Raw genomic sequence first — 24,427 nt, forward strand, 5'->3', positions numbered from 1 at the left:
TCTCGTGCAATTATCTCGATTCTCGGACAATTATCTCGGTTCTCGTGCAATTATCTCGGATCTCGTGCAATTATCTCGGATCTCGTGCAATTATCTCAATTCTCGTGCAATTATCTCCGTTCTCGTGCAATTATCTCGATTCTCGTGCAATTATCTCGATTCTCGTGCAATTATTCTCCGTTCTCGTGCAATTATCTCGGTTCTCGTGCAATTATCTGGCTTTATGCAAAATAGAATTAGGTAGTTTGCTCCTTGTAGTAAGAATATACCAAAAATACAAACTGATATGTAAATATTCAGCGGGAAAAACCATTTTCGCAAGATTTTTTGTTTCTCTTTAATGAAAAATATTATAAAATGACATAAAGACTAATTGAAAGTGGTGAGTCTGTTTGTCATCCCCTCAGCTTTTAATTGACTTTCTTGAAAAAAACACAGCTGATTTTTTTGAATCCTGGCTAACTACTATATATATTGAGCCTGAGGACGTTTATTTTCATAGAATTAAAGGAAATGGAATTTCAATGTATGAGTTGGTGAAACGCAATCTATTGAATCCTTTGTCCGAAGATGAGATCAAACAGCTAGCATCTAAAGTGGCTGTGGAGCGAGTAAAAGCAAATATTAATATCGGTGACTTCGTCTTCAACGTGAACTCTGGTAGAAGTATTATTATCAAATATGTGAATCAATCAGGTCTGAAAATTGAAGAATTACAGCAACATATTGATGATATTAACAAACTATTTGATCAATTTTGCTTTCACGCTGTTACAAATTATACGGAATTAAAAGAGCAACAGTTAATCGACAAAGATTCATTTATCAATCAAACCCACAAAGATCGATTATCACTCTTGGGACAAATGTCCTCAAGCTTTGTACATGAATTTAGAAACCCTTTAACAGCCATTATTGGATTTATAAAATTATTAAAAGACGAAGATCAAAATTTAAAATACATCAATATCATTGAACATGAACTTGAACAACTAAAGTTTAAAATCACTCAATTTCTACACGTTTCAAAAAAACAAGTGACAACGAGTGGCAAAACAGAAATTTCTTTTGTCAACTTATTTGACGAGCTATTAAACTTTTTATATCCAAGTCTTTTAGATGGCGATGTGGATGTTCAAAGTGAAATTAGTAGAGATTTAATCATTGAAGCAAACAAAGAGGAATTAAGGCAGGTATGCATTAATCTAATTTTGAACTCAATTGATGCATTAAAGCAAGTCGAAAAGCCAAGAAACATTCAACTAAGCGTTGAAGATTTTCAAAACCAAGTGACGTTAAATATTACAAATAATGGACCAGATTTATCCCAAGATGAAATTAACGTTATTTTTGAACCTTTCTATACAACTAAAGAAATGGGAACGGGAATTGGTTTGTATGTGTGTAAGGAAATCGTTGAAAAGAATGACGGAACCATTTCTTGTAGTTCAGGTAACGGTTTAACCACTTTTTCAATTTCACTACCAAAATGCAGCAAAAAGAAAATATCTGAAAAACAGGAAATGTTGTGAAGACTCTCGCAACGCCTGTTTTTCAATAAGCATTAAAAGAAGGACACTTCTAGTAAAAATAGAAGTTCCCAACAGATCTGTTTGTGTTTAGTTTAATAGAAGCGTTTCTAGAACCAATTGATCCTGACTATTCTTAAAAAATGAAAATGCAATTTCATCCCCGTTTCTCACTTTATCTAAATCACCGATAACTTTCCCTGGAATTAGGACCCCCGACAAATGTAATCTAACTTACTATGTATTTCACTTAACCGGGAATTTATAAACCTATTTCACTAAATTATAGATCAGTAATCCGAGACTTTTTCCTCTGGAAATTTGGATAAGCAATCCCTGCTAGAATGACAATAATACCGATCCACTGGGAAAAAGTGACAACTTCGTGCAGAACTACGGAGGACATGAGGATAGCCATTGGTAATTCAGAAGCACTTAGAATGGTGCCTAAACCGCTGCCCACTTTAGGCATGCCGATATTAAAAAAGACAGGTGGAATGAGCGAGCCAAACAATCCGATTAGAAGACCATACATGAGCAGTCCACTTGAAAGCGACCCGTTTATAAGGAATGTCGGTGGCAACAGAATAAAGATAAACAATGACGCACCTGTTGTCATTATCGCACTTTTGTAAATCGGATGAACGGGTATGCTTGTACGTGCACTAATAAAAATAAAGGTAGCAAAGGATAATGCCGCAAGCATCCCCCAGCTAATTCCAGCAAACGAAAAGGTGATGTCACTTTTTAAAAAACCTGAAGCAAGAGCCGATCCTAAAAGGATAATTGCGGTTGCGAACAAGCTTTTTCGGTTTGGAGCTTTCTTATCAAAAATATAGTGCAAAACAATACTAATCCATGTGAATTGCAGCAAAAGGATTATCGCAAATGAAGCATCAACATAACCAAGAGCTTTGTTGTAAAAAATACCAGTTAATCCCATAGGTATTCCACTAATCATCAGAATCAGCCATTGTTTGGCACTCAAATGGATCTTTGGTACGAATATTGCAATGATCCACAACATAATAGCACCGAGAAAATATTGACTTCCCGTAACTTCACTGAGTCCGAACCCTTCACTGTACCCTAGCTTAACAAACGTTGACACGACTCCATAAGAACAACCTCCAAGAAAAACAAGTAAAGCATATTTCCAAATTCCCATTCTAAAAACCTCCTTAAAAACGCAATAAAGCCACCCATCTCTAAAAAGAGATGGGTGGCGAAAAGTAAAGTAATCTACCTACACGAAAAATCCACCTGCTGGAAACTAGTTTCGCAGCTTTTGATTATTTTATTACAATCTATTGTAGGGCAATAGTTGAAATAAATAAAGCATTTTTATGTGGTTTTTTTTCAGTTAAGTCAATTAACCCAATTAACCCACTAACTTTACTAACATATGCGAGAGCATGTGGAGCTCATCCCCAGAGCCTGACTTCCAAAGCTCCTGAAGTAGTTTTGCACAAAAAAAAGCAGAATCCCTAAAGACACTGCTTAATTCTCCATCTTTAATGACGGATAACAGCATTACTGTTTGTATTGGCTACATTTGTACTCGTTGAAAATTGATTAGAATCTGATTTACTTTTATCAATATCAATCGCACTCGATGCCTCTTGTCCCGCTTCTTTTACTTTTGAACCAATGTTTTTCAAATCTTCTTTTGCGTCCTTCGCAGTCGAAAGTGTTTCATTGGTCATTTCTCGAACTTCTTCCACACGTCCAAACACATTTTCATTTACTTTTTCATAAAGATTTTTCGCATCATTGATTGCTTCATTTAATGAGTTTGTTGCACTTTTCACCTGGTGAATCATCTGATCCTTTACTTCATTTGGATTTTCTTTAACATAGGTGACCATATCTTTAGAAGAACTTTTTAGAGTAGTCGCTTTCGTTTTCATTTTATTTCGTGTGCCTCTATCAAAAAAAGTCAAACAACCACCGACAATACCACCAACTAAAACACCTTTTAATAGCTTACTACTTTGATTTTTACTCTTTTCAACAGTTACCTGTGTCATGAAAATCTCCTCCTTAAAATTAAACTAATCTTGTTTATCTCATTCCCAATCTAGTAGATGGCTAAACATAAAAAACGCCTACTCATTAAGTGAGCAGACGTTTATCATGTTTGATTAATTTTTATATGCCCCACGCTTTATGATCTCGATATACGAGTCAAATTCCTTTAACATTGGTTCGGGATTTTCTAAAATGTCAACTTCTCCGTTTTTATAAAGTGCTAAATATTTATTCTGCAGCTTTTCAAGAGTGTACATCGTAATATTCATTACATGTTCATGATCTACACCTTCACGTAATTCCAATGATCCTAGTAAGCTTTGCAAGTACACAAGCTCCTTTGTGTGTGGGTCTCCATATTTCTCTAAATGCTTTACATACATTTCTTCTATTTCACTTTTAATAGCTACTGGCGGATTGGCCAATACATTTATAAATAATTGAGATTCTAGTAAATATTCCAACGTTATTTTTTGTTTTGCGAGAATGATTAATTTTATTCTCTTAAAAAATTCTTGCTCATCAATCTTTTCTATCTCAGCAATTACTTTAATTGTTAGCAACTCATAAATATGATGCACAATGTAGAGAAAAAGGTTCTTCTTACTTTTAAAGTAATGAAATAAGATCCCTTTTGAAATTCCAGCTCGACTGGTAATTTTATCGGTTGATGTTTTTTCATAGCCGTTTTCAGCAAATTCCTCGATACAAATTTTTAGAATCAGTATTTTTCTTTCATCAGGTAACTTCTCAAAAGCAGTGTACAATGCTTACACCTCGTATTTTAGTATTAAACGGCAATGTCCTTTTTCCGGTAGAAAAGATAAGTTGCACTAATGCTTCCAATGATAACGACGGTCATAATCACTAGATAAAGTGGTTTAATTGTATTATCTGGAATGATGTCTGCTGCATCTACATATTTGAAAAAACTCACGTATTGAAGAAATTCGAGCTGATCCGAAATTCCAGACACCATGCTTAATAGATAGGATAAAAGAACAATCCCTAGCGACACAGACACAATTGTTCTCGTTTTTTTCATGATCGCTGATAGTAGAAACGCCAATGCTGCAAAGGACAAATGCAACAACAACTGTGCAATCGAAAGTAGTAAAAATGATTTCATAGCGATGTCTTGCTCCGAAAATTGAAATCCTACTAAGCTTACCAAAACAATCACTAAATTTAAAATAACAACGTTAATGAACACGGCAAGAAGTTTTTCAGTTAGAATCTGACTACGGGAAATTGGCTTAGCTAGTAAAAATTCAATCGTTTTCTCGTTTTCTTCTTTAGCAACAATATCCGCTGCGAGCATGACTGCATAAATGCTTCCTAATAGTGTCGTCATAAAATAAACTTGAATCCCGTAATATCCAATCAGGCTTCCCATTGATAAAGTATCCATTCCAAATGCCTTTTTCATAGACTCGGGATACGCTTTTAGTAATTCCTCCATGCTTTCTTGTTGCTCTGCAAACTGCGGATAAATACTTAACGTCATCAAAATCAGACCTACAAGGATAATGCTCCATATGATTAACGACTTTCTATTTCTCAATAACTCACGTTTAAAAATCATCTCTTAAACCTCCTTCTACTTTTCATAATAATGCATAAATACTTCTTCTAAAGAGGGCTCTTCTATAAGCAAATCTTTCACGGAAATCGTACTAAGCTCAGTGAGCAGCTCACGTATTTCACCTCGATAAAGCAGGTTTATTTCGTTAGCGGTATTTTCTTGCTGAATGATTCCAGGTAGAACTAAGGCTGATATTTTAGTGCCATCAAGTGTAACTCTTACTTTTTTCAGGTTATTCTTTGTTAGCGTTTCAACACGCTCCACTTTGATCAATTTTCCTTCTTTAATAATCGCAACACGATCACACATCTTTTGAACTTCACTCAAAATATGTGACGAGAAGAAGATCGTTGCACCCTTTTGTCTTTCTTCATCAAGCAATTGAAAAAACGTACTCTGCATCAATGGATCCAGACCACCAGTTGGTTCATCTAAAATAAGCAACTTTGGCTCATGTAATAACGCTTGAACAATCCCGACCTTTTTTCGATTCCCAAACGATAAATCTTCTATCTTCTTCGTTAGATCTAGCTGCAATGTTCCAGCTAACTCGGTCAAACGTTTTTTATCTGCTTTTTTATGAAGCTTTGCAGAGTACATTAATAGATCCATCACTTTCATATCGTCATAATAATGAACCTCTGATGGCAGGTAGCCAATCGACTGCTTAATCTCCTTTGTATCACGAATAATGTCTTTGCCAAAAATGGTCGCATTGCCACTGGAAGGATAAATAAAATTTAAAAGCGTACGAATTGTTGTACTCTTTCCAGCACCGTTTGGACCTATGAAACCAAAGACTTCACCCTCTTCAATCGAAAAAGTTACATCCTCAATCCCTCTGCTTTTTTTATAAAACTTTGTCAAGTTTTTCACTTCAACAGCTTTCATTTTCATGCCCTCCTTGGACAATAAATACATAATTGACTAGCGAGTCAACTTTAGTTTAAGGTATATTGACTTTGTAGTCAATGTGTTTTTTAGCTAGTTTGAAATTTTAATATAAAGGAATATACATAGTAAAACCTTTTAGAAGGAGCTGGTGAACATGACGACTCAAGATCTTAGGGAAAAGGTACTTCATGTGCTGGAAGAAAATAAGGTTGGGAGCGCCTTGCAGGCGGTGATGAACAATAAGCAAACATTCTCGTTACATGACCTTTTTAGGTGATGATTTAACTTTATACACGCCAATGAGACTACCGCGAATTCAAGCTGAGCGTTAAGTATGAAGATGGTGGCATGAAAGAATATAGTGCAGAAAGTTAATGCTTAAATTACAAGCAGCTTCAGATGAGGCTGTTTTTTTTTTGTAATAAATGCATACACCTTTACCTCTTAATGCCAATCTTTCTAAAAATGTTGAAGTTTCTTTGGAATTCTAGTAAAATAGTATACTGTTTGTTGGTTATTGATCATTTTGGCTTGGAATACGGCGATTTGGCGCGGATATCGGCCACTTCGGCATTTAGCTTACAGTCTCACATTTTAAGACAATAATTATAGATGTTCTATGTGAATAACCACACCGTGAAAGGAGTTAACAATGGTTAGCAGTTTTGCTTTATTACAAGACAACCGCACAGACGATCCAGAAGAGCTAAAAGAAGTACTAGAGGAGCTGGAATTTCAAGTATTTCGTATGCAAGATAATCTCAAGGAAATTGCCAAAAGAAGCAAGGTTCTAGGCATTGATCAAACTAAAGAAGACAAATGGGTGATCGTTTACACATCAGAAGATGAAAACTCATGTAAAATCATGCTCAATGATTGTGAAAGCTCGTATAAAGGACAATGGGATTTTTCAATTCATGCAACGTTTACCGACCAAAATAGCATACACATTGGTGATATTAAAGGCCCCGCTAACAAAGGTTTTGGATCCATTTGTATAGACTATTTAAAAGAAGTTGCAAAGGGTCAAAACATTCCAGTCATCACAGGCGACATCGCCGAACGAGATTGGAACCACGTAGATCGCCTTGTTCATTTTTATGAAAAACATGATTTTGAAGTTGAGATTGACTATGATGAAAAAGCTGGAGAAATTGTCTGGCGCGCATAGGAGAAGTTGGGTTCTCGTGCAATTATCATGGTTCTCGTGCAATTATCTCGATTCTCGTGCAATTATCATGATTCTCGTGCAATTATCTCGATTCTCGTGCAATTATCTCGATTCTCGTGCAATTATCTCGATTCTCGTGCAATTATCTCGATTCTCGTGCAATTATCTCGATTCCGTGCAATTATCTCGATTCTCGTGCAATTATACCTCTAGGATCTCTAACATGTTTAGTATTGGTGTCTATTTTTTCATTTAATAGATCAGTTTGAATCAGTTAACGTCTTCAACTGGGTCAAAATGATCTATTTGTCTTTTACGAGGTTAGTTATTTGTTCTTGAATCAACTAAATGTGGATTACAATTAGAGAATGGACTATCCTATAAGAAGATTTAAATCTATCTGAGGAGCGATGTTCATGAGCTTAAAATCCGAAAAAGAAAAAATGCTAGCTGGTGAACTTTACCTTGCTTCCGATCCAGAACTTGTTAAAGGAAGAGAGAATGCAAGAAGACTAAATCGCTTGTACAACCAGACGATTGAAACCGAAGAAGAAAAGCGAACAGAGCTATTAAAAGAGCTTTTTGGCTCAACTAAAGAAAACATCTACATTGAACCAATCTTCAGATGTGATTATGGCTACAACATTCATGTTGGTGAAAATTTTTATGCGAATTTCGATTGCCTTATTCTAGATATTTGTGAAGTGAGAATTGGGGACAACTGCATGCTCGCGCCAGGTGTACATATTTATACCGCAACGCATCCACTAAAAGCTGCTGAACGAATTGCTGGACCTGAATATGGAGCACCAGTTACAATCGGTGACAATGTTTGGATTGGCGGCAGAGCTATCATTAACCCAGGTGTGACAATTGGAAACAATGCTGTGATTGCATCAGGAGCCGTTGTTACCAAAAATGTACCTGATAATGTAGTGGTTGGTGGGAATCCAGCGAGGGTAATTAAAGAAATTGAATAGACTTAGAAAATGTGGACTAACAATTGGTGTTAGTCCACATTTGATTTGGTTAAATTAATTTTTTACCTAACCATCTCCGACTGAACATAATAATAAAGCAACTTCGCCGTATGCTCAATTGATGACTTATGTGTCCGCTCGTACGCATGAGATGAATCGATACCCGGTCCAATCAAACCATGAACAATATCATGCCCAGAGCGTATTGCCGCAGATGCGTCAGATCCATAATAAGGATAAATATCTAATTTGTAGTCAATGTTATTCTTCTTCGCAAGCTCAACAAGTCGTTTGCGAAGCTCGTAGTGATATGGGCCGCTTGCATCTTTTACACAAATTGACACAGTATATTCATCTGTGGATTGACCGTCCCCCATCGCACCCATGTCAACCGCCAAGTACTCGATTGTTTCAGACGTTATGTTGGAGTTTCCTCCGTACCCAATTTCCTCATTGTTTGAAATTAGAAAATGAGTTGTATACGGCATTACAATGTCCTCTGTTTTGATTTGTTTAATCAGCTGCAACAATATCGCAACGCTTGCTTTGTCATCAAGATGTCTCGATTTAATGAATCCGCTCGGCAAAATCTCAACTCTTGGGTCAAACGAGATGAAATCTCCAACTTCTATTCCAAGCTCTCGCACATCTTCCGCATTATGTACCACTTCATCGAGTCGAACTTCCATGTTTGCTTGGTTACGCCCCGCCTTTCCTGCATCCTTATACACATGTACTGACGTTTGGTGCATCAAGATTGTCCCCGTGTATTTTTTTCCAGTGGAAGTCTCAATTTGACAGTATTCACCCTCAATCGAGTTGTAATTAAACCCACCAATCAAATCAATTTTTAATCGACCACTAGATTTTACTTCTTTAACAATCGCACCCAGCGTATCAACATGTGCCGTAAGCATTCGATGATTTTTCTGATCCGTTCCTGGGATGGTGGCGATTAACCCTCCCTTGCGATTTCTTGTTGTTTCAACTTGGAACTCAGCTAAATACTTTTCCACATATGTAATCACTTCGTTTGTATTTCCTGATGGACTAGCTATTGATACTAGCTCTTTAATTAATTGTAACGTTTCATCTATCGTGTTTTTCACACCATTACCCCTTTCAATCCTAGATTCTATCTCCTATTATACATTTTTTTAAAGATCCTTTTATCAGTTAAACTTTTTCCCTGGAAAAAATTACTTGACGATTGATCCTCAAGGTATTATAGTTAGTTGCATAAGTAACGAACCACTTAAGTAAGGAGGACGCTATGAATCGTTCCTTGAATCAAGAAAGACCCATTTTTCAACAAGTAGCTGAACAACTAGAAGAAAGCATATTGAACGGTTCAATTAATGAAGGAGATAAAGTCCCTTCTACAAACGAGTTCGCTTCATTTTTTCAAATTAATCCCGCAACCGCGGCAAAAGGAATTAATCAGCTTGTTGACCAAGAAATATTATACAAAAAGCGAGGGATCGGCATGTTCGTTTCGACTGGTGCAAAACAAGTCCTTGTCGAAAAAAGAAAAAAGGAATTTTATCAAAGCTACATCGTCCCATTAAAAAAAGAAGCCGAAACACTAAATATATCAATCCATGAACTCAGGGACCTCATCTTAAAGGAGGAAAGCGAATGAACATTTCAATTAAAAAGCTAACAAAAACATACGGTAAGAAAACAAGTTTGACGGATCTCTCCTTTCAATTAGAAGAACATAAAATATATGGACTCCTAGGCCGAAATGGCGCCGGAAAAACGACGCTGATGCATATCATTGCTGGTCATATTCTTCCAACAACTGGAACAGTAAAATTAAACAACGAAAACCCTTTTAATAATCGAAAATTGCTTGAAAATATTTGTCTTATCAATGAAACGGATAATTTCCCAACTACATTAAAAGTGAAGGAAGTGTTGAAAACAGCCTCCCTCTTTTATCCGAACTGGTGTGCCCGAACGTCACAATCTCTTCTCAAGGAATTCAAGCTTGATGAAACTGTAAAAGTAAAAGCACTCTCAAAAGGAATGGTCTCAAGTCTAGGAATTATCATCGGGTTAGCAAGTCGTGCTGCGATCACTATTTTCGACGAACCCTATATTGGCCTGGACGCTGCAATGAGGGCTCGCTTTTATGAAATTCTTCTCGAAGAATATGAAGCACATCCACGTACAATCATTTTATCCACCCATTTAATTGATGAGGTAAGCAACTTATTCGAAGAAGTGCTGATCCTGCAAGAAGGAGAACTCGTCCTCCAAATGACAACCGATGAGTTAAAGGAACGAAGCATGATGATTCATGGCAAAAGTGAGGATGTCAGGACATTTACTCAAGGTAAAAACGTCCTTTCAGAAAAAGAGTTTATGGGTCAATTAACTGCCGTTTTATATGGAGAAAACTATAATTTCGCAGATGCAAAAAGACTAGGCTTATCAGTGGAACAAGTTCACATTCAGGATTTAATGATTCATTTAACATCAAACAAAGGAGGCGTTGTAGCATGACAAGAGAAATAAAAGCAAATCTGTATTTCTTTTTTATTGATATTAAAAGTTCGGTGCTTATCTTTTGGTCGATTTTTATGGCGTCTGTGGTTGCTCTGTTGATCATCGCTAACCTATTTGAGACACACGTTATCATCTCACCACTAATGGCAGTATGTATTTATTGTTCAATTGTCGGATTTTTTTTCACAAAAAAGACCATGCCCTATTGCATTAAGTTCGGTGCAACTCGAACAACTTTTCATCTTTCGGCAAGCATCTTTCTCGTTCTTTTTGCAATCAGTATGGCTCTCATTAACTTTGGAATAGATATCATCGTTGAGTATTTAACAACTACATTTCAAATCGAGGCAATTCAATTACTTGCTCCAACAGACGCTTTGCTTACCTCTTCTAGCTGGATACAGACAATTGGTTCAGACAGTATTTTAATATTCTTCTTCTTCTGTTCTTCTTATTTGACTGGCTCTATCGTTTACAGGTTTGGACAAATTGGAGGATACATCCCAATCGCGATGCTGCTTATAGCCGTTTTAATGCCGGGAACTCAGGAGATTCTGTTTACTTTTATTAGGAACTTTTCAACCCAGTTTACTTATAACATGACCATGATTAGCCTTACCGCAATCTTGTTATTGTCAATCAGCTGGTTGTTTTTAGTAAGAGCTTCTAGTCGGCCTGCCTAAATGCCAAAAAAAGCCCCATCCATTGGATGAGGTTTTTTCTTATAACCAAGCAGCGCCGACGATGATTAATAGGATGAAAAGTACAACGATAAGCGCGAATGCACTTCCTCCGCCACCATAGCCACCGTATCCGTATCCACCACAACCATGTCCATAACCGTAACCGTGCATGAATGAATCACTCCTTGTATTTAATGTTGCTAACACCCAACAAGATATAAGACAAAACATTTGTCCCATTGTAGGAGTTCTATTGACTCCTTTTTGTTGTACTATTACCCTATGTAAGGTGCCTTGCTTTCGTATGGGCGGTTGCACAGGAAAGTGAAAAAAGTTGGGAAAATCCTAGATTGTAGGATTTTTTGGTGGGGTGATAGGCGGAGTGTGGGTTGAGAGCGTATGGGCTGGTGGGCGGAGTTTGATGTGTTTCAGCTACTGAATAACCGTAAAACTCAACTTCCCCAACACAAAAACCCCCCTCAAAAGAGAAGGGGCTTTTACAAATTACCCTAACGAATCTGTCCATCACCTGTCATTAGGAACTTAATCGTGGTTAAAGCTGGTAAGCCCATTGGACCGCGGGCGTGTAGTTTTTGAGTGGATATTCCAATTTCGGCGCCGAATCCGAGTGCTCCTCCATCGGTAAAACGTGTTGAGGCATTGTGATAAATTGCAGATGCATCAACGAGATTCATAAATTGACGAGCCGTAGCTTTGTTTTCGGTAATAATCGCTTCAGAATGCTTTGTTCCATATTGGTCTATGTGCTGAATTGCTTCATCCACACTTTCGACGACCTTCACTGCGATATCTAAGCTTAAATATTCATTCGCCCAATCTTCTTCATTTGCAACTTGTGCGTTTGGAATGTGGCGCACCGCGTACTCATCACCGTGAGCTGTAATTCCATTGTCTGCAAATGTCTTGATTAAAGCATCACGATTTATATCGAACCAAGCTTTGTGCACAATCACTGTTTCCGCTGCATTACAAACAGCTGGTCGATCGGTTTTAGCATTGACGAGAACTTTCAATGCTTTCTCTATATCCGCTTCTTTATCAATGTAAATGTGACAATTTCCAACACCTGTCTCGAGGACTGGCACCGTAGCATTATTTACAACGGCATTTATCAGAGATGCCCCACCGCGTGGAATTAACACATCAATATGCTCTTTCATTGTAAACAATGCTTGAGTAGCCTCACGGTCAGTGCTGGCAATGAATTGCACAGCTTCTTTCGGTATTGCAGTCTTTTCCAAGGCACGATGAATCACAGCTACGATAGCTTTATTTGAAAATAACGCAGAAGAGCCCCCTTTTAAAACGATTGCGTTCCCTGATTTTAAAGCCAAACCTGTCGCATCCGCGGTTACATTTGGACGAGCTTCATAAATCATCCCAATTACCCCAAGTGGAACGGTCACTTTCTCTACATGAAGACCATTTTCGAGCGTCCAGCTTGATTGAATATCGCCAATTGGGTCTTCTAGTTTTGCAACCTGTCGTAACCCCTCAGCGAAGTCAAAAATTCGTTCCTTTGTGAGCGCGAGACGATCAATGTAAGCTGCTTCATATCCTTGTTCGCGTCCTTTTTCTAGATCAGCTTCGTTAGCTGCTAAAATGGTTTGATATTCTGCCTCAAGTGTTTCCGCTACAATAAGTAATGCTTCATTTTTCTTTTCTGTTGAAAGCAAGCTAAGTGTTTTTGCTGCCTTTTTTGCCTCAATGGCTTGTTTTTCTACATTGACAGTTTCTCTGATTATCATATAAGTCCTCCCCTTAAATCGACCCTACGTGTAAATTACAAACCGACTGGAATTGACAGCTCTAGATGACAAACAAGGTAATCGATATTAACGACAATTTTATCATTTTCATGCGCATCTGTACTAAGAGTTTTTAATTTTTCAGATGAATAATTGATCACACCGCGTCCAATTTCCTCTCCAGCTGTATCCTTTATAATAATAACAGCACCTTTTCTAAAATACCCTTTTACATCATGAATGCCTGATGGAAGTATACTTTGTTTGTGTTTTAGGAGAGAAGTTTTCGCTTCTGAATTAATAATTAATTCGCCTTCTGTACCAGAATTGAATGCAATCCATTGTTTTTTATGATTTAAATTGAGTGTATTTTTTTCAGTTTCAAAATATGTCCCCTTTGCCGTATGGTTTACAGCATCAATTAAAATATTAGGGACACCTGCTTTTCCTAAAAAGGTCGAAATACCTGATGCCATTGCGATTTTCGCTGCATCAATTTTAGATTTCATTCCACCTGTTCCGACCGTACTTCCAGAACCACCAGCAGCCGCTTCAATTTCCGGGGTAATTTCTCTCACTTTTTGAAGTAGTTTTGCTTGTTTATTATCGTTTGGATTTGAGTCATAAAGTCCATCAATATCTGACAAGACAATTAGTTTATCTGCTTCGATTAGACCTGCTACTTTTGCTGATAACGTGTCATTGTCTCCAAACTTCAAGCGATCTACTGTAACTGTGTCATTTTCATTGACGATCGGTATAATTCCACGTTCTAACAACACATTTAGGGTGTTTCGAACATTATTATAACGATTTTCGTCTGAAAAATCACTTCTCGTGATAAGGATTTGTGAAGCAACATATCCGTGTGATAAAAAAAGTTCAGAATACGCTTCGATCAATAATCCTTGACCAATTGATGCTGCTGCTTGTTTTTCTGGCAATGTGGTAGGTCGTTCTAAACAGCCTAGTTTTCGGTACCCAGCTGCAACCGCTCCTGAGGATACAAAAACAACCTCGTAGCCCTCATCTTTTAAAAGGACGATTTCGTCTGCTAACTTTTCAAGTTTTCTACGGCTTATTTCTCCTTGTCGACTTGTTAAAGAACTACTTCCTACTTTAATGACAACCCGTTTTTTCTTGTCTTGGGTCACTTGCATCACTCCTGAGTTAGTTAATGATTGAATTCTGTTGCTATTTTCCCAGTTTTTTTAGATTGCTTTAAGTTTCTTTTCTTCTGGTTTTAATAAGGTTTTCTGTAATTGAGAGCTAATTTCCTGCGAGCGTTTTGAGGCATGCTTAACTGCTTGAGAAATTGCTTCGCCTCCGCCAAAATTGTCTAGCGCATCTAACCCAGCTGCAGTTGTTCCGTTTGGAGATGTCACATTTTCTCTTAATTCAGTTGGTGTTTCATCTTGCTCTTGAATCATTTTCGCTGCACCAACAATGGTTTGAGCGATAATTTGTCGGGTTGTTTCTGTATCAAGACCTGCTTTTTGCCCCTCTTTTTCCATATGCTCCATTAAATAATAAAAATACGCTGGACCACTTCCCGCAAGTCCTGTGAAAATATCCATTTTTTCTTCATTAATTAGATAGACTTCTCCAATACAGCGGAGTATATCTGTTGCAAGCTTTACATTATTACGAGTTGTTTGCTTACCTGGTGATAGTGCTGTCGCAGATTCACCTATCATGCTAGATGTATTCGGCATCACACGAATCACTTGCTGTCCCGCGCGCAGGTTCTGCTCCATATATGAAGTTGAAATGCCAGCTAAAACGGACAAAATAAGTTGATCAGGTTTTACATCGTCATAAATTGATTGTAGAGCACGCTCCACATCTTTCGGCTTCATGGCTAAAATAAACACATCAACTTCCTCAAATAGAAGATCGTCTCTTTTTACCCCTCTAATTCCATAAATCCCCTCTAATTCATTAAGTCGGTCTTGATTGCTTCGATTTGTTACAATAATTTGGTTTGCTGGAACGATCCCGGCTTTTACTAGCCCTGAAATCATCGCTTCAGCCATTGATCCTGCACCTAAAAACGCAATTGTTTTTTTTGTGTAGCATGCTATCTCTCCAATGCTGTTCGTATTTTCGTTCGTATTTTTTGCTCAACGACTCTATACTAACACGCTCATTTTCATAATCAATGGTCTAAAGGGAAGTCATAAGGATAAGGGTCAAATAGGGAGTGTAAGCGGTACCATTAACATCTAATTGGAAGTAACTCTGCCTCAAGGCGAGAAGAACGCTCTCAGGGATTAATATGGAAAAATTTATTAAGAGGCTTCAAAAATCGCCAAGGTACATTTACTAATTGTTTCGTAGGGATCCAGTTCATTTGTTTTATTAAAAGAGAATAATAGGTTGAACTAGAAACTGTTCTCACTTCAGAAATGTTGTTTGCATGTGAGGACGCATTTAGTAGGAATCTAAAAGACTCATGGCTTTAAAAACAGGATGCATCTCTCCATCTTCAAGGATGTCTATTTTTGCTTTGTAGTCACCAAGTGGATTTCCTTGTATCAAGTCACCATTGTCAAATAGTAAAGTATTTTTGGATTCTTTTCTAGCGTTTTTAATGAGAGTAGCTGTTTTAGCTAGTCCAAATTCAATCGTCTCTGAGGTTTTGTAATAGTCATAGTTAAAACTGTGGGTATGAATATCTGACGTACCAAGAATACGTAAATTCACTTCATGTGTAAAAAAAATAAAAGGCTAGCAAAGTGCTAGCCCACTTGTGAAACTTATAACCAAGCTGCTCCAACAATAATTAACAAGATGAACAAGACAACGATTAATACAAATGTGCTTCCATATCTACAGTCTGCAACTGGTGCTGCATAACCGTAATGGCATCCGTGATCATAAGCTGGGCTCAATTGCATATTGTTCATTCCGTGTGGATAATTCATTAAATATCTCTCCTCTTAAAAATAAGTTAGTTTGTGATTTTCAGTGAAACTTAGTAACAATTGCCAACGTAAGCAGCGCCTACAATGATAAGCAAAATGAATAACACAACGATTAAAGCAAAGCCTGAACCATAACCTTCAGCACCCATTTTGGGGCACCTCCTTTTCTCTCTTTCTACTCTTACACTATGCTAAGGTTTCAAATAGGTAAGGGCATTCGCCCGAGAGACAAGTTAAACCCCACCAATTTTTTTGGCAGGGCCTAAAGAAGGAGTTATGAATGAAGCATTTAACTTTGTGATACATCTTATGTTACATGCGGGAATTGGATTGTACAAATGCCTGTTTTGAAGGGGTTTTGTGCGGATTTTTTATAGATTTAGCTAAATTAGCAATCGTCATCTCCACTCCCATTTTCAACCATTCTCCGCCATATCCCTTTCATTTTCCCATCAAGTGGTGTACAATTTCCACTAAGTGATTTTTTAGTAATTAAAGAGAGGGGAATACTTTTTGATGAAAAAATGGATGTATACGATAATGATTGGACTTATGGCTGTAGCACTAGCCGCGTGTAACGGTGATGACGAAGCGAAAGAACCAAAAGAAGAGGAAAAAACAGAAGAAGGTCAAGCTGCTGAAGAGGGACAACCTTCTGAAGAAGAGCAAGCTGCAGCAATGGAAGAAATGCAAAAAAAGCTTGAAGCACAACAAGTAGAAGATGACAAAGTTGTCGCAATCGTAAATGACCAAGAATTAAAAGGCATCGAGTACAATGGCGCACTTGCTGCAACGCAAATGCAATATCAACAAATGGGACAAGACCCAACAACCGATGAGCTTGCAAAGCAGATCAAAGAAGGAACAATCGAAACACTAATCGGCCAAACTCTTCTATTACAAGAAGCTGATAAAAAGGGCTACAAAGCAACAGATGAAGACATCAACAAAGAAATTGATACATTAAAAGCAAATTATGAAGATGATAAAGCTTTTGAAGAAGCATTAAAAACGAATAAAATTACGCTTGATGAACTTAAAAAGCAAGTTGCTGACAATGTAAAATATACACAATACGTTGAAAAAGACGTAAAAGTTGAAGAAGTAACAGATGAGGAAGCAAAAGAGTTCTACGAACAAATGGCTTCACAAGGTGATGCTGAGCAAACACCTGAATTTGAAGAAGTAAAAGATAATGTAAAACAACAACTTCAAGGTCAAAAAACGCAAGAAAAACTAGCACAAGTTGTTGCTGATTTAAAGAAAAAAGCAAAAATCGATATCAAAATCTAGAACAAAAGCGCAAGCGCCTTGGTCAGCCCCGACAAGCATAAGGCGATTCTAAATAGAAGGCGTTCTTTGCCTTCAATTTAGAAGTGACTTATGACCTCGAGGGGCTAGGCGCTGGCAGTCAAAGACGCGACGTCCTGTCGCATTGACTGCACTAGCACGTCCTGTGCGTCGGAGCTGGATGCAGAAACGTTATCCACAGTTCAAAAATTTTATAATTTCCTTAGCGACTATGTAAGCTACCGGCTCTAACCGGTAGCTTTTTTACTTGTTCCTCATAAACTCGATTGTCTCCCTCAAACCATCATGGTACGAAGTCTGTGGCAATTTGCCAATTAGTGCTTCATACTTCTTCCCACTCAACACTACCGGCTGTTCATTTAAATAAAACATCTCGATCACTTCTCTCATGTTCCCACTAAAAATCCCCAATAATTTAATCATGTTTTTACTAACCGTTGAAACGGGTTTTCGATAGTCAACAATTTCTCGTATATGCTTTACGATCTCAACTCCTGTAATTACGCCACATCCCGGAATGTTCCAGTTCTGTCCATAGGCATCCTCTCGAAGCGCTAAATTAACAATTGCCTTCGCTCCATCTGGTGTATAAATAAACTCCCTCTTAATATTTTGATCGCCAACATAACTCGCTTTTTTACTTTTCACAACATTTTGGAGCATATAATGCATCAGTGTATTCTCAGCATTCGGGCCGTAAAAATCAGGGAAGTGAGCAATCAATGCGGGAACAGTAGAATTCTTTACAATCCCTTCCACCTGTAAACGGATTTTTCCCTTTTTGGTGTGAGGGTTTTTAGGGGTTATTTCAGTCACCCTTCCACCTTTACTCCGCCCATACGCATAGATATTATCGACAAGTGCCAGCTTCGCGCCTTGAATTTCCGCTACGTTTACAATATTTCCGATAAACGTAGCGAGCTTTTCCTCCCAATCCGTATATGGAATGTTCGCAGATTGGAAGATTACATCTACACCATTTGAGGCAGCGAGAAGATCCTCTGTTTGAAAAATATCACCTGTTACAATCTCAACTTTTGGATCATGCTCAAACAGGTTTTCCAGCTTCTTCCTCGTTCTCGCGAATGCAACAACAGCAATTCCTCTGTTCGATAATTCTTTAACAATTGAATACCCCATTCCACCTGAAGCACCTACTACTAAAGCTTTTTTCATTTAAAATTCCCCTTTCAAAATTTTATTGACCACTGTTCAATAAATAGTAAAAAAAAATTAGCCAACCGCTCTCATTAAAAATTTCACGTGTGCTTTCGCCATATCCTTTACATCTTCATACGTATTTACATGCTGACAATATTGAATCACAAACCCATGCAGTGACAAAAAGATCGACCAAATCTCTTGAATAGTCACCTTGCTATCACATAACGAATTGACACTTTGAGCAAATTTTTCATAACTTTTAATCGGTCCTTGATTAATGAAGTTGCGTACTTCCTCATCTTTTATTAAAAACATTATCTCATAGTGACTTTGATGGGTAAGACCAAACTCAATAAACCCTAACAACACTTGTTGAAGCTTTTCTTTAGACGGCAGTTCTTGTTTCATAATCGCATCTAAAATCTCATCCAGCATATGAAAATACTTCTGTACCAACGCATAAAATAATTCTGCTTTATTTTTGAAATGATAGTAAATTGAACCATGGCTATAACCTAGCACTTTGGCAATTTGTCTCATCGAAACGTTTTGATAGCCATTTTGTGCAAATAAATCCCTTGCTGCGTCCATTATCATATCTCGTGTTAATTCATGTTGTACAGATTTTCTAGGTGACATGTTATTCTCCTTTTTGACCACTGTTCAATTAAAGACTAATGGATTTTTTTCCAGATGTCAATGCTCGAATTTTATTGTCTAAGCTGTATTGTTTAAAACACATTATTTTCGGCTAAACAGTTAATAAGAGTCTCCTTTTACACATATACTTTCTTATCCATGCGAAGGAGCAGATACAATGAAAGATAAAATTAGAGTTACTTTATCCAAGCAAGAAAAGCTTTTGTATTATGGGTATATTTCTAAAATCGACTCCGCTAACTCCTTAATTGAAGTTGAAACATACTATCATTTAGCAAAGGATATTATTGAAAAGTCTATTTTATTTCATAAAAATAGTTAACCAAAATACACTAGTTTTCATCCTATCTTTGGATTATACTAGTAACATAACAATGACCTGGATGGGATAAAATGGAGTTATTTGAGGCAATCTTGATAGGGACAGGCTTTGGACTAGTAGGAGGTATTACAAAAACTGCTCTAGTTGGTGGTCGCTTTACTACACCGAGAAAGTTCACTGACCACAATGGTGACACACATTTTCTCTATGGAAGTATGTCTGAGTTATTTCTCGGCATCGTCGCAGGTGCAGCTGCAGTATTACCTTATTATTCACAACTCTCTCTTGGATACGCAATGTATATTTCCTTTGTTAGCGGTGTTGGAGGAAGTAGCTTTATTAACTCTATGATGAACAAACGTTTAGCTGATAAAAAGCAGGATGTAAAAGAAAAACTTAATCAGTACGACGTACAATAGGAAGGAGTGTTCAAAGATGACAGCTGTACTAGATCATAAAAAAAGTGAAAAAAATAAGATTCAAGTCAATTTAACAAAAAATGAAAAAAAGAAATTTAAAGAATTACAAACTCTTCTGGATCATGCAAGATCGGTTATTGAACTTGAGACTTATGAACATCAAATAATGCAGATTATTCATAAGGCCTTAGGTCGACAAGAAAATAAATTACAGTAAAAAGCACTTTAATCCATTAAGATGATTAAAGTGCTTTTGCTTTTCTGCATACCGATACGAAGCAACACCATTACTTGTTAAAAAAAGTGTTACAGCGATTACCGCGTACCGACGAGGTTTTTCGTTTAGAATCCACTCGATCGCAATATGTGCACTGTTTCCCTCCATTTATAGCAAGTATTTCGAGTTGGTTGGGAGGAAATTACCAAGAGGAAAGACTTAGTAAAGAAAATATCGGAATACGTTATGTACGCATGTAATAACTCAAACTCAATATTTTCCTCTCATAATGTTACAATAAACCTAATCCCATTCTCGAAAGGAGCACCCCCAATGACAAACAAAAAATACATAGGCTACATCGGCACCTACACAAAAGGTGAAAGCAAAGGAATTTACAGCTTCACATTAGACACAACAGCTAAAAAACTCAGCGACGTTAAGAGTGTTGCTGAACTGGACAACCCTACATATGTAACTCTTAGTGAAGATAATAAAAATCTTTATGCAGTTGTAAAAAAAGGACAATTAGGTGGAGTTGCCTCATATACAGTAAACAGTGAGACTGGAGATCTTCAGGCGGTTAATTCACAAGTCGTAGAAGGTGCATCTCCATGTCATGTGAGCGTGGATCGTGGAAATCGCAATGTTTTATCAGCAAATTACCACAATGGAACGGCTGAATCCTACTTAGTAGAAAATGGTTCCATTCAACCTGCAGCATCAACTATTCAGCTAACAGGTTCCGGTCCAAACAAAGAAAGACAAGAAAAACCACATACTCATTATGCTGGATTTACTCCTGATGAAAAGTATGTTGTTGTTGTAGATTTGGGAATTGATAAGGTGATCACATATGAAGTGAACGATGGCAAACTAACAGAAGTAAGCAACTTGTCTGTAAAAGCTGGAAGTGGTCCACGTCACATCGCATGGCACCCAAATGGAAAATTCGCATATGTCATGACTGAGTTAAGTAATGAAGTTCTTGTGTTAAACTATCATCCTGAAAATGGGAGCTTTACAGAGCTGCAATACATCCCAACTATTCCAGCGGACTTTACAGAAAACAGCCAAGGAAGCGCAATTCACTTATCTTCTGACGGTCGTTTTGTCTACGCTGGAAATCGCGGCCATGATAGCATCGCTGTTTTTAGCGTCAATAAGGACTCCGGTGAGCTTGCGTTTGTTGAATACACCTCAACAGAAGGAAAATGGCCACGCGATTTTGTATTAGATCCATCTGAAAAGTTTCTTATTGCGTCTAATCAAGAAAGCAGTAATTTAGTCTTGTTTGCTAGAGACGAGGAGACTGGTAAACTTACTTTGTTGCAGTCTGATGTTGTAGTGCCAGATCCGGTTTGTGTGAAGTTTTTGAATGTGTAAAATAGGAAAAGAAAAAGGACCGGCAACTTATTTTATGTAGTTCCGATATGTGAAGAAACATTATTAATAGCATAAGAAATCGAGTGTAAATCGCATAGGATTTATACTCGATTTTTTTATTAATAAGCGTTTATCAACTTTTAGAAGAATAAATAACATTCATTTACGAAATTGGTTCCTCTTTGATTCATTGACAAAATAGACTGCAATGCTTTTTTATAAAAAGCAATTGCAGCCTACTATGTTCATCTACTTAATTAGCATTTGTATCTCAAAAACTACTTTCATAATAGCAGCACACTTCTATTGTAAAACGCTTTCACAAACTAGTAAATATTATAATTTTTGGTTAATTCGTTTAAACAAAGATTGCAGTAAAAAAAGTAAGTCCCCTTTTTTATCCTATATAGGTAAGTTTTCCTCACTAGTATGTAAACTAAGAATGCATAATTTATACAATCTAGATAAAAATCAGACGCATTAATAGTATCGCTCCAGGAGATACTTACTGCAAGGGAGGTATTATATGTATAAAGAAATAGAAAGCATAACCAGTACATTACATCAAATGGAAATGGATTATTGGATTAACCATGATTTGTTCAGTTTTCATTGGTGGGTTATCCTCATCATGAATGCGATCTTCCTCATATTATTTCTTTTCTTTATAGATCGACAAAGGATTTTACTGATCACACTTGCATTTATGGTCGCTTATGTAATCAATACTATTTTTGATGATATCGGAGAGTACTTCCAATTATGGAGTCATCCTCATCAGTTAGTTCAGTTTCTTACACCGATCGCTACAGTAGAATTTATTGTTGTTCCTAGTATTATGGCCTTAATGTATCAAGTATTTAGTAGGTGGAAGTTTTTTATTATTGCCGATTTTATTGTTGCAAGTATAATCTCTTTTATTGTCCAGCCGATCTTTGTTTATCTTGATCTCTATAAATTACACAATTGGACTTACTTTTACTCATTTGTTGTTTTGCTCGTGATTGGAATTATTGTAAAGATCGTAATGGACTTTATTAAAGGGAAGCAACTTAACCATTAAAAAGAGACTATTTCAATTTTGCATAATCACAGGTATCAGTAAGGTTCTTTCCATCAACAGATAGGTCCTTTAGCGGAGGTGGAGTCCTAATGATATATCGCTTAATAATTCTCGTATTCCTTTCAATCCTACTGATTATTGGTTTCTCTCATCATGGTGCAAAGAATGAGCGAAGTTCTCCAATAGTTTTGCAAACAAAGGACTCTGCTTCTCCTAAAGTTGTCCTGCTTGTTATTGATTCATTAATGGACAAACCTTTAAAAAAAGCCATCCAGGAGGATAAAGCCCCGGCCCTAGAATTTTTTCTAAAGCATGGTCTATATAGTAAGGAATTGGTAAGTTCCTATCCAACAATGTCAGTTACCATTGACAGTACTTTAATAACAGGTACTAATCCTGACAAACATAAGATCCCTGGTCTAGTCTGGTTTAAGGAAGACGAACAACGTATTATTAGTTACGGAAACGGATTTTTTGAAACCTTGAAGTATGGAGTTCCCGAGTTTGCTCAAAACAGCCTATTTCAATTTAATAATGTGGATCTCGATTCAAATGTTAAAACCATACATGAAGAATTAGACAACAACGGGGTACAAACTGCTTCTATAAATGCTTTAATATACAGGGGAAATTATAAACATACCCTAAAAATTCCGAAGTTCTTAGCAAAAACGACTCCCTTACCTGATCAATATCAGACAAAAGGACCAAAGATATTGTCTTTCGGAGATTTAATCAGACTGGACCCGAAAAATAATCATGTAATAAATCGATTGGGGCTTAACGATGCATTTGCTGCTCAAGAATTAAAGTATCTTTTAAAGAACGATGTACTTCCTGAATTTACAATTTTGTACATGCCAGAAAATGATCATGCAGTTCATAGAAAGGGCCCTATGACAACAAAAGGGATTGAGAAACTTGATAAACATCTACAGGAAGTATTAAATGCTTATCCAAAGTGGGAAAACGCTCTTGATACTATCATTTGGATCATTATTGGGGACGGCAATCAATCGGCAGTTAAAAAGAACAAAAAGGAAGCTTTAATTGACTTAAGAGAGGCACTATCTGATTATAATGTTTTAAAGCTGGGGGAGCCTGTTCGAAATAAGGATGAAGTTGTCATTACAGCAAATGAACGAATGGCATATGTATATAAAATCAATAATGATTTTTCTATAAAAGATATAGCTAATAAATTGCAGACAGATTCACGGATTGCCTGGATTGCCTGGAAAAAAAACGATATGGTTCAAGTAATTTCGGGACGCCACAAGGGCACTTTTCAATTTAAACCTGGCGGATCTTATAAAGATGTTTATGATCAAACTTGGGATATAAAAGGAAATCGTGCAATTTTAGATTTAAAAATAGATGGTAATCATCATATTAGCTACAGAAATTACCCTGATGGATTAGCAAGATTATATGGCGCATTACATTCACAAAAAGGAGATTTTCTAATAGTGGATGCTAAACCCGGCTACGAATTTATAGGAGAAAGTTCTCCTGAACATGCTGGTGGAGGTGCTCACGGTTCTATGCATAAAGATGATTCACTTACACCTATGATAGTTACAGGGACCGATAAAAGCATTGATCATTTACGGATTGTTGATTTAAAAAGGTGGATATTAGATGTCTTAGAAGGAGATATAAAACAAATTAATTAATTCATTAAAACCTATTAATTCAACTAACTTATCTGATCCCTATGCTCTTTTTTACCATTTTCTATAGCTAAAGACAGAGACACGTTTACAGGAATTTCCTTAGCTTGGGTTTGTCAAATTGAGGGC

28 protein-coding genes and 1 pseudogene are annotated in these 24,427 nt (G+C 37.0%); 13 read left to right on the forward strand and 16 right to left on the reverse strand.

Going from position 1 to position 24,427, the window contains the following annotated elements; genetic code table 11:
* Nucleotides 1-392: 392 nt before the first annotated feature.
* Nucleotides 393-1,532: a histidine kinase N-terminal domain-containing protein gene (locus ACFFIX_RS14150; protein ID WP_378935010.1), complete on the forward strand. Its 1,140-nt coding sequence runs from the start codon at nucleotides 393-395 to the stop codon at nucleotides 1,530-1,532.
* Between the two features lie 280 nt (nucleotides 1,533-1,812).
* Here the strand turns inward: ACFFIX_RS14150 and ACFFIX_RS14155 are convergent, their stop codons facing one another.
* From ACFFIX_RS14155 to ACFFIX_RS14175, 5 genes are all read right to left on the reverse strand, one after another.
* Nucleotides 1,813-2,697: an EamA family transporter gene (locus ACFFIX_RS14155; RefSeq protein ID WP_378935013.1), complete on the reverse strand. Its 885-nt coding sequence runs from the start codon at nucleotides 2,695-2,697 to the stop codon at nucleotides 1,813-1,815.
* A gap of 346 nt (nucleotides 2,698-3,043) precedes the next feature.
* On the reverse strand, nucleotides 3,044-3,559 hold the full coding sequence (locus ACFFIX_RS14160; RefSeq protein WP_378935015.1) for a YtxH domain-containing protein: 516 nt from the start codon (nucleotides 3,557-3,559) through the stop codon (nucleotides 3,044-3,046).
* A 114-nt stretch (nucleotides 3,560-3,673) separates the two neighbouring features.
* On the reverse strand, nucleotides 3,674-4,327 hold the full coding sequence (locus ACFFIX_RS14165; protein ID WP_378935017.1) for a TetR/AcrR family transcriptional regulator: 654 nt from the start codon (nucleotides 4,325-4,327) through the stop codon (nucleotides 3,674-3,676).
* Nucleotides 4,328-4,350: 23 nt separating this feature from the next.
* Entirely contained in the window at nucleotides 4,351-5,145 is a 795-nt protein-coding gene (locus tag ACFFIX_RS14170; RefSeq protein WP_378935019.1) for a DUF2705 family protein, read from the reverse strand.
* A gap of 15 nt (nucleotides 5,146-5,160) precedes the next feature.
* Nucleotides 5,161-6,036, reverse strand: coding sequence for an ABC transporter ATP-binding protein (locus ACFFIX_RS14175; RefSeq protein ID WP_378935021.1), 876 nt, complete (start codon nucleotides 6,034-6,036; stop codon nucleotides 5,161-5,163).
* 655 nt (nucleotides 6,037-6,691) lie between these two features.
* On the opposite strand from ACFFIX_RS14175, the gene ACFFIX_RS14180 reads away from it, so the two are divergent.
* Together ACFFIX_RS14180 and ACFFIX_RS14185 are read left to right on the forward strand one after the other, a co-directional pair.
* Complete coding sequence (locus ACFFIX_RS14180) at nucleotides 6,692-7,210, forward strand: hypothetical protein (RefSeq protein WP_378935023.1); 519 nt, start codon at nucleotides 6,692-6,694, stop codon at nucleotides 7,208-7,210.
* A 416-nt stretch (nucleotides 7,211-7,626) separates the two neighbouring features.
* Nucleotides 7,627-8,190 (forward strand): sugar O-acetyltransferase, encoded by a 564-nt coding sequence (locus ACFFIX_RS14185; protein ID WP_378935025.1) that lies wholly within the window; start codon nucleotides 7,627-7,629, stop codon nucleotides 8,188-8,190.
* 62 nt (nucleotides 8,191-8,252) lie between these two features.
* On the opposite strand, the gene ACFFIX_RS14190 is transcribed toward ACFFIX_RS14185, so the two are convergent.
* The gene (locus ACFFIX_RS14190; RefSeq protein ID WP_378935187.1) at nucleotides 8,253-9,287 is read right to left on the reverse strand and encodes a M42 family metallopeptidase; all 1,035 of its coding nucleotides are present in this window, start codon (nucleotides 9,285-9,287) and stop codon (nucleotides 8,253-8,255) included.
* A 176-nt stretch (nucleotides 9,288-9,463) separates the two neighbouring features.
* Between ACFFIX_RS14190 and ACFFIX_RS14195 the strand changes: the two genes are divergently transcribed.
* From ACFFIX_RS14195 to ACFFIX_RS14205, 3 genes are read left to right on the forward strand one after another with little or no spacing between them, the layout of a single operon-like run.
* Nucleotides 9,464-9,832, forward strand: a complete 369-nt coding sequence (locus tag ACFFIX_RS14195; protein WP_378935026.1) for a GntR family transcriptional regulator — start codon at nucleotides 9,464-9,466, stop codon at nucleotides 9,830-9,832.
* Nucleotides 9,829-10,701, forward strand: a complete 873-nt coding sequence (locus ACFFIX_RS14200) for an ABC transporter ATP-binding protein (protein WP_378935027.1) — start codon at nucleotides 9,829-9,831, stop codon at nucleotides 10,699-10,701. The genes ACFFIX_RS14195 and ACFFIX_RS14200 overlap by 4 nt, the downstream gene beginning before the upstream one ends.
* Nucleotides 10,698-11,387, forward strand: coding sequence for a hypothetical protein (locus tag ACFFIX_RS14205; protein WP_378935029.1), 690 nt, complete (start codon nucleotides 10,698-10,700; stop codon nucleotides 11,385-11,387). Before ACFFIX_RS14200 ends, ACFFIX_RS14205 begins: the two co-directional genes overlap by 4 nt.
* A gap of 39 nt (nucleotides 11,388-11,426) precedes the next feature.
* On the opposite strand, the gene ACFFIX_RS14210 is transcribed toward ACFFIX_RS14205, so the two are convergent.
* The 7 genes and pseudogenes from ACFFIX_RS14210 to ACFFIX_RS14240 all read right to left on the reverse strand — a co-directional run bounded on the left by ACFFIX_RS14210 (nucleotide 11,427) and on the right by ACFFIX_RS14240 (nucleotide 16,232).
* Entirely contained in the window at nucleotides 11,427-11,558 is a 132-nt protein-coding gene (locus ACFFIX_RS14210; protein ID WP_378935031.1) for a YjcZ family sporulation protein, read from the reverse strand.
* Nucleotides 11,559-11,896: 338 nt separating this feature from the next.
* Nucleotides 11,897-13,156, reverse strand: a complete 1,260-nt coding sequence (locus tag ACFFIX_RS14215; RefSeq protein WP_378935034.1) for a glutamate-5-semialdehyde dehydrogenase — start codon at nucleotides 13,154-13,156, stop codon at nucleotides 11,897-11,899.
* 35 nt (nucleotides 13,157-13,191) lie between these two features.
* Complete coding sequence (gene proB, locus ACFFIX_RS14220) at nucleotides 13,192-14,310, reverse strand: glutamate 5-kinase (protein ID WP_378935036.1); 1,119 nt, start codon at nucleotides 14,308-14,310, stop codon at nucleotides 13,192-13,194.
* A gap of 57 nt (nucleotides 14,311-14,367) precedes the next feature.
* Entirely contained in the window at nucleotides 14,368-15,240 is an 873-nt protein-coding gene (proC, locus tag ACFFIX_RS14225; RefSeq protein ID WP_378935189.1) for a pyrroline-5-carboxylate reductase, read from the reverse strand.
* A gap of 358 nt (nucleotides 15,241-15,598) precedes the next feature.
* A pseudogene (locus ACFFIX_RS14230) lies at nucleotides 15,599-15,862 on the reverse strand (metallophosphoesterase); the annotation flags it as partial.
* 53 nt (nucleotides 15,863-15,915) lie between these two features.
* On the reverse strand, nucleotides 15,916-16,056 hold the full coding sequence (locus tag ACFFIX_RS14235) for a YjcZ family sporulation protein (protein ID WP_378935191.1): 141 nt from the start codon (nucleotides 16,054-16,056) through the stop codon (nucleotides 15,916-15,918).
* 77 nt (nucleotides 16,057-16,133) lie between these two features.
* The gene (locus tag ACFFIX_RS14240) at nucleotides 16,134-16,232 is read right to left on the reverse strand and encodes a YjcZ family sporulation protein (RefSeq protein ID WP_378935038.1); all 99 of its coding nucleotides are present in this window, start codon (nucleotides 16,230-16,232) and stop codon (nucleotides 16,134-16,136) included.
* 367 nt (nucleotides 16,233-16,599) lie between these two features.
* On the opposite strand from ACFFIX_RS14240, the gene ACFFIX_RS14245 reads away from it, so the two are divergent.
* A complete protein-coding gene (locus ACFFIX_RS14245; protein ID WP_378935040.1) occupies nucleotides 16,600-17,376 on the forward strand; it encodes a SurA N-terminal domain-containing protein in 777 nt (258 codons plus the stop codon).
* Nucleotides 17,377-17,637: 261 nt separating this feature from the next.
* Here the strand turns inward: ACFFIX_RS14245 and ACFFIX_RS14250 are convergent, their stop codons facing one another.
* A complete protein-coding gene (locus ACFFIX_RS14250) occupies nucleotides 17,638-18,570 on the reverse strand; it encodes an SDR family NAD(P)-dependent oxidoreductase (protein WP_378935042.1) in 933 nt (310 codons plus the stop codon).
* A gap of 57 nt (nucleotides 18,571-18,627) precedes the next feature.
* On the reverse strand, nucleotides 18,628-19,197 hold the full coding sequence (locus ACFFIX_RS14255; RefSeq protein WP_378935044.1) for a TetR/AcrR family transcriptional regulator: 570 nt from the start codon (nucleotides 19,195-19,197) through the stop codon (nucleotides 18,628-18,630).
* Nucleotides 19,198-19,375: 178 nt separating this feature from the next.
* Between ACFFIX_RS14255 and ACFFIX_RS14260 the strand changes: the two genes are divergently transcribed.
* From ACFFIX_RS14260 to ACFFIX_RS14270, 3 genes are all read left to right on the forward strand, one after another.
* Nucleotides 19,376-19,540 carry a hypothetical protein gene (locus ACFFIX_RS14260; protein WP_378935046.1) on the forward strand — a complete coding sequence of 55 codons (165 nt, stop codon included), beginning with the start codon at nucleotides 19,376-19,378 and terminating at the stop codon, nucleotides 19,538-19,540.
* Between the two features lie 71 nt (nucleotides 19,541-19,611).
* Nucleotides 19,612-19,959, forward strand: a complete 348-nt coding sequence (locus ACFFIX_RS14265) for a DUF4257 domain-containing protein (protein ID WP_378935048.1) — start codon at nucleotides 19,612-19,614, stop codon at nucleotides 19,957-19,959.
* 16 nt (nucleotides 19,960-19,975) lie between these two features.
* Entirely contained in the window at nucleotides 19,976-20,176 is a 201-nt protein-coding gene (locus ACFFIX_RS14270; protein WP_378935050.1) for a hypothetical protein, read from the forward strand.
* On the opposite strand, the gene ACFFIX_RS14275 is transcribed toward ACFFIX_RS14270, so the two are convergent.
* Nucleotides 20,168-20,344: a hypothetical protein gene (locus ACFFIX_RS14275; RefSeq protein WP_378935052.1), complete on the reverse strand. Its 177-nt coding sequence runs from the start codon at nucleotides 20,342-20,344 to the stop codon at nucleotides 20,168-20,170. The two genes, ACFFIX_RS14270 and ACFFIX_RS14275, sit on opposite strands and share 9 nt — an antisense overlap.
* A 165-nt stretch (nucleotides 20,345-20,509) precedes the next feature.
* Between ACFFIX_RS14275 and ACFFIX_RS14280 the strand changes: the two genes are divergently transcribed.
* The 3 genes from ACFFIX_RS14280 (at nucleotide 20,510) to ACFFIX_RS14290 (ending at nucleotide 24,301) form a co-directional block, all read left to right on the forward strand.
* Complete coding sequence (locus ACFFIX_RS14280) at nucleotides 20,510-21,562, forward strand: lactonase family protein (RefSeq protein ID WP_378935054.1); 1,053 nt, start codon at nucleotides 20,510-20,512, stop codon at nucleotides 21,560-21,562.
* Between the two features lie 526 nt (nucleotides 21,563-22,088).
* Complete coding sequence (locus ACFFIX_RS14285; RefSeq protein ID WP_378935056.1) at nucleotides 22,089-22,625, forward strand: CBO0543 family protein; 537 nt, start codon at nucleotides 22,089-22,091, stop codon at nucleotides 22,623-22,625.
* Nucleotides 22,626-22,714: 89 nt separating this feature from the next.
* A complete protein-coding gene (locus ACFFIX_RS14290; RefSeq protein WP_378935058.1) occupies nucleotides 22,715-24,301 on the forward strand; it encodes an alkaline phosphatase family protein in 1,587 nt (528 codons plus the stop codon).
* Nucleotides 24,302-24,427: the final 126 nt, after the last annotated feature.

It is taken from the genome of Metabacillus herbersteinensis (assembly GCF_042433335.1).
Classification (GTDB): Bacteria; Bacillota; Bacilli; order Bacillales; family Bacillaceae; genus Metabacillus; species Metabacillus herbersteinensis.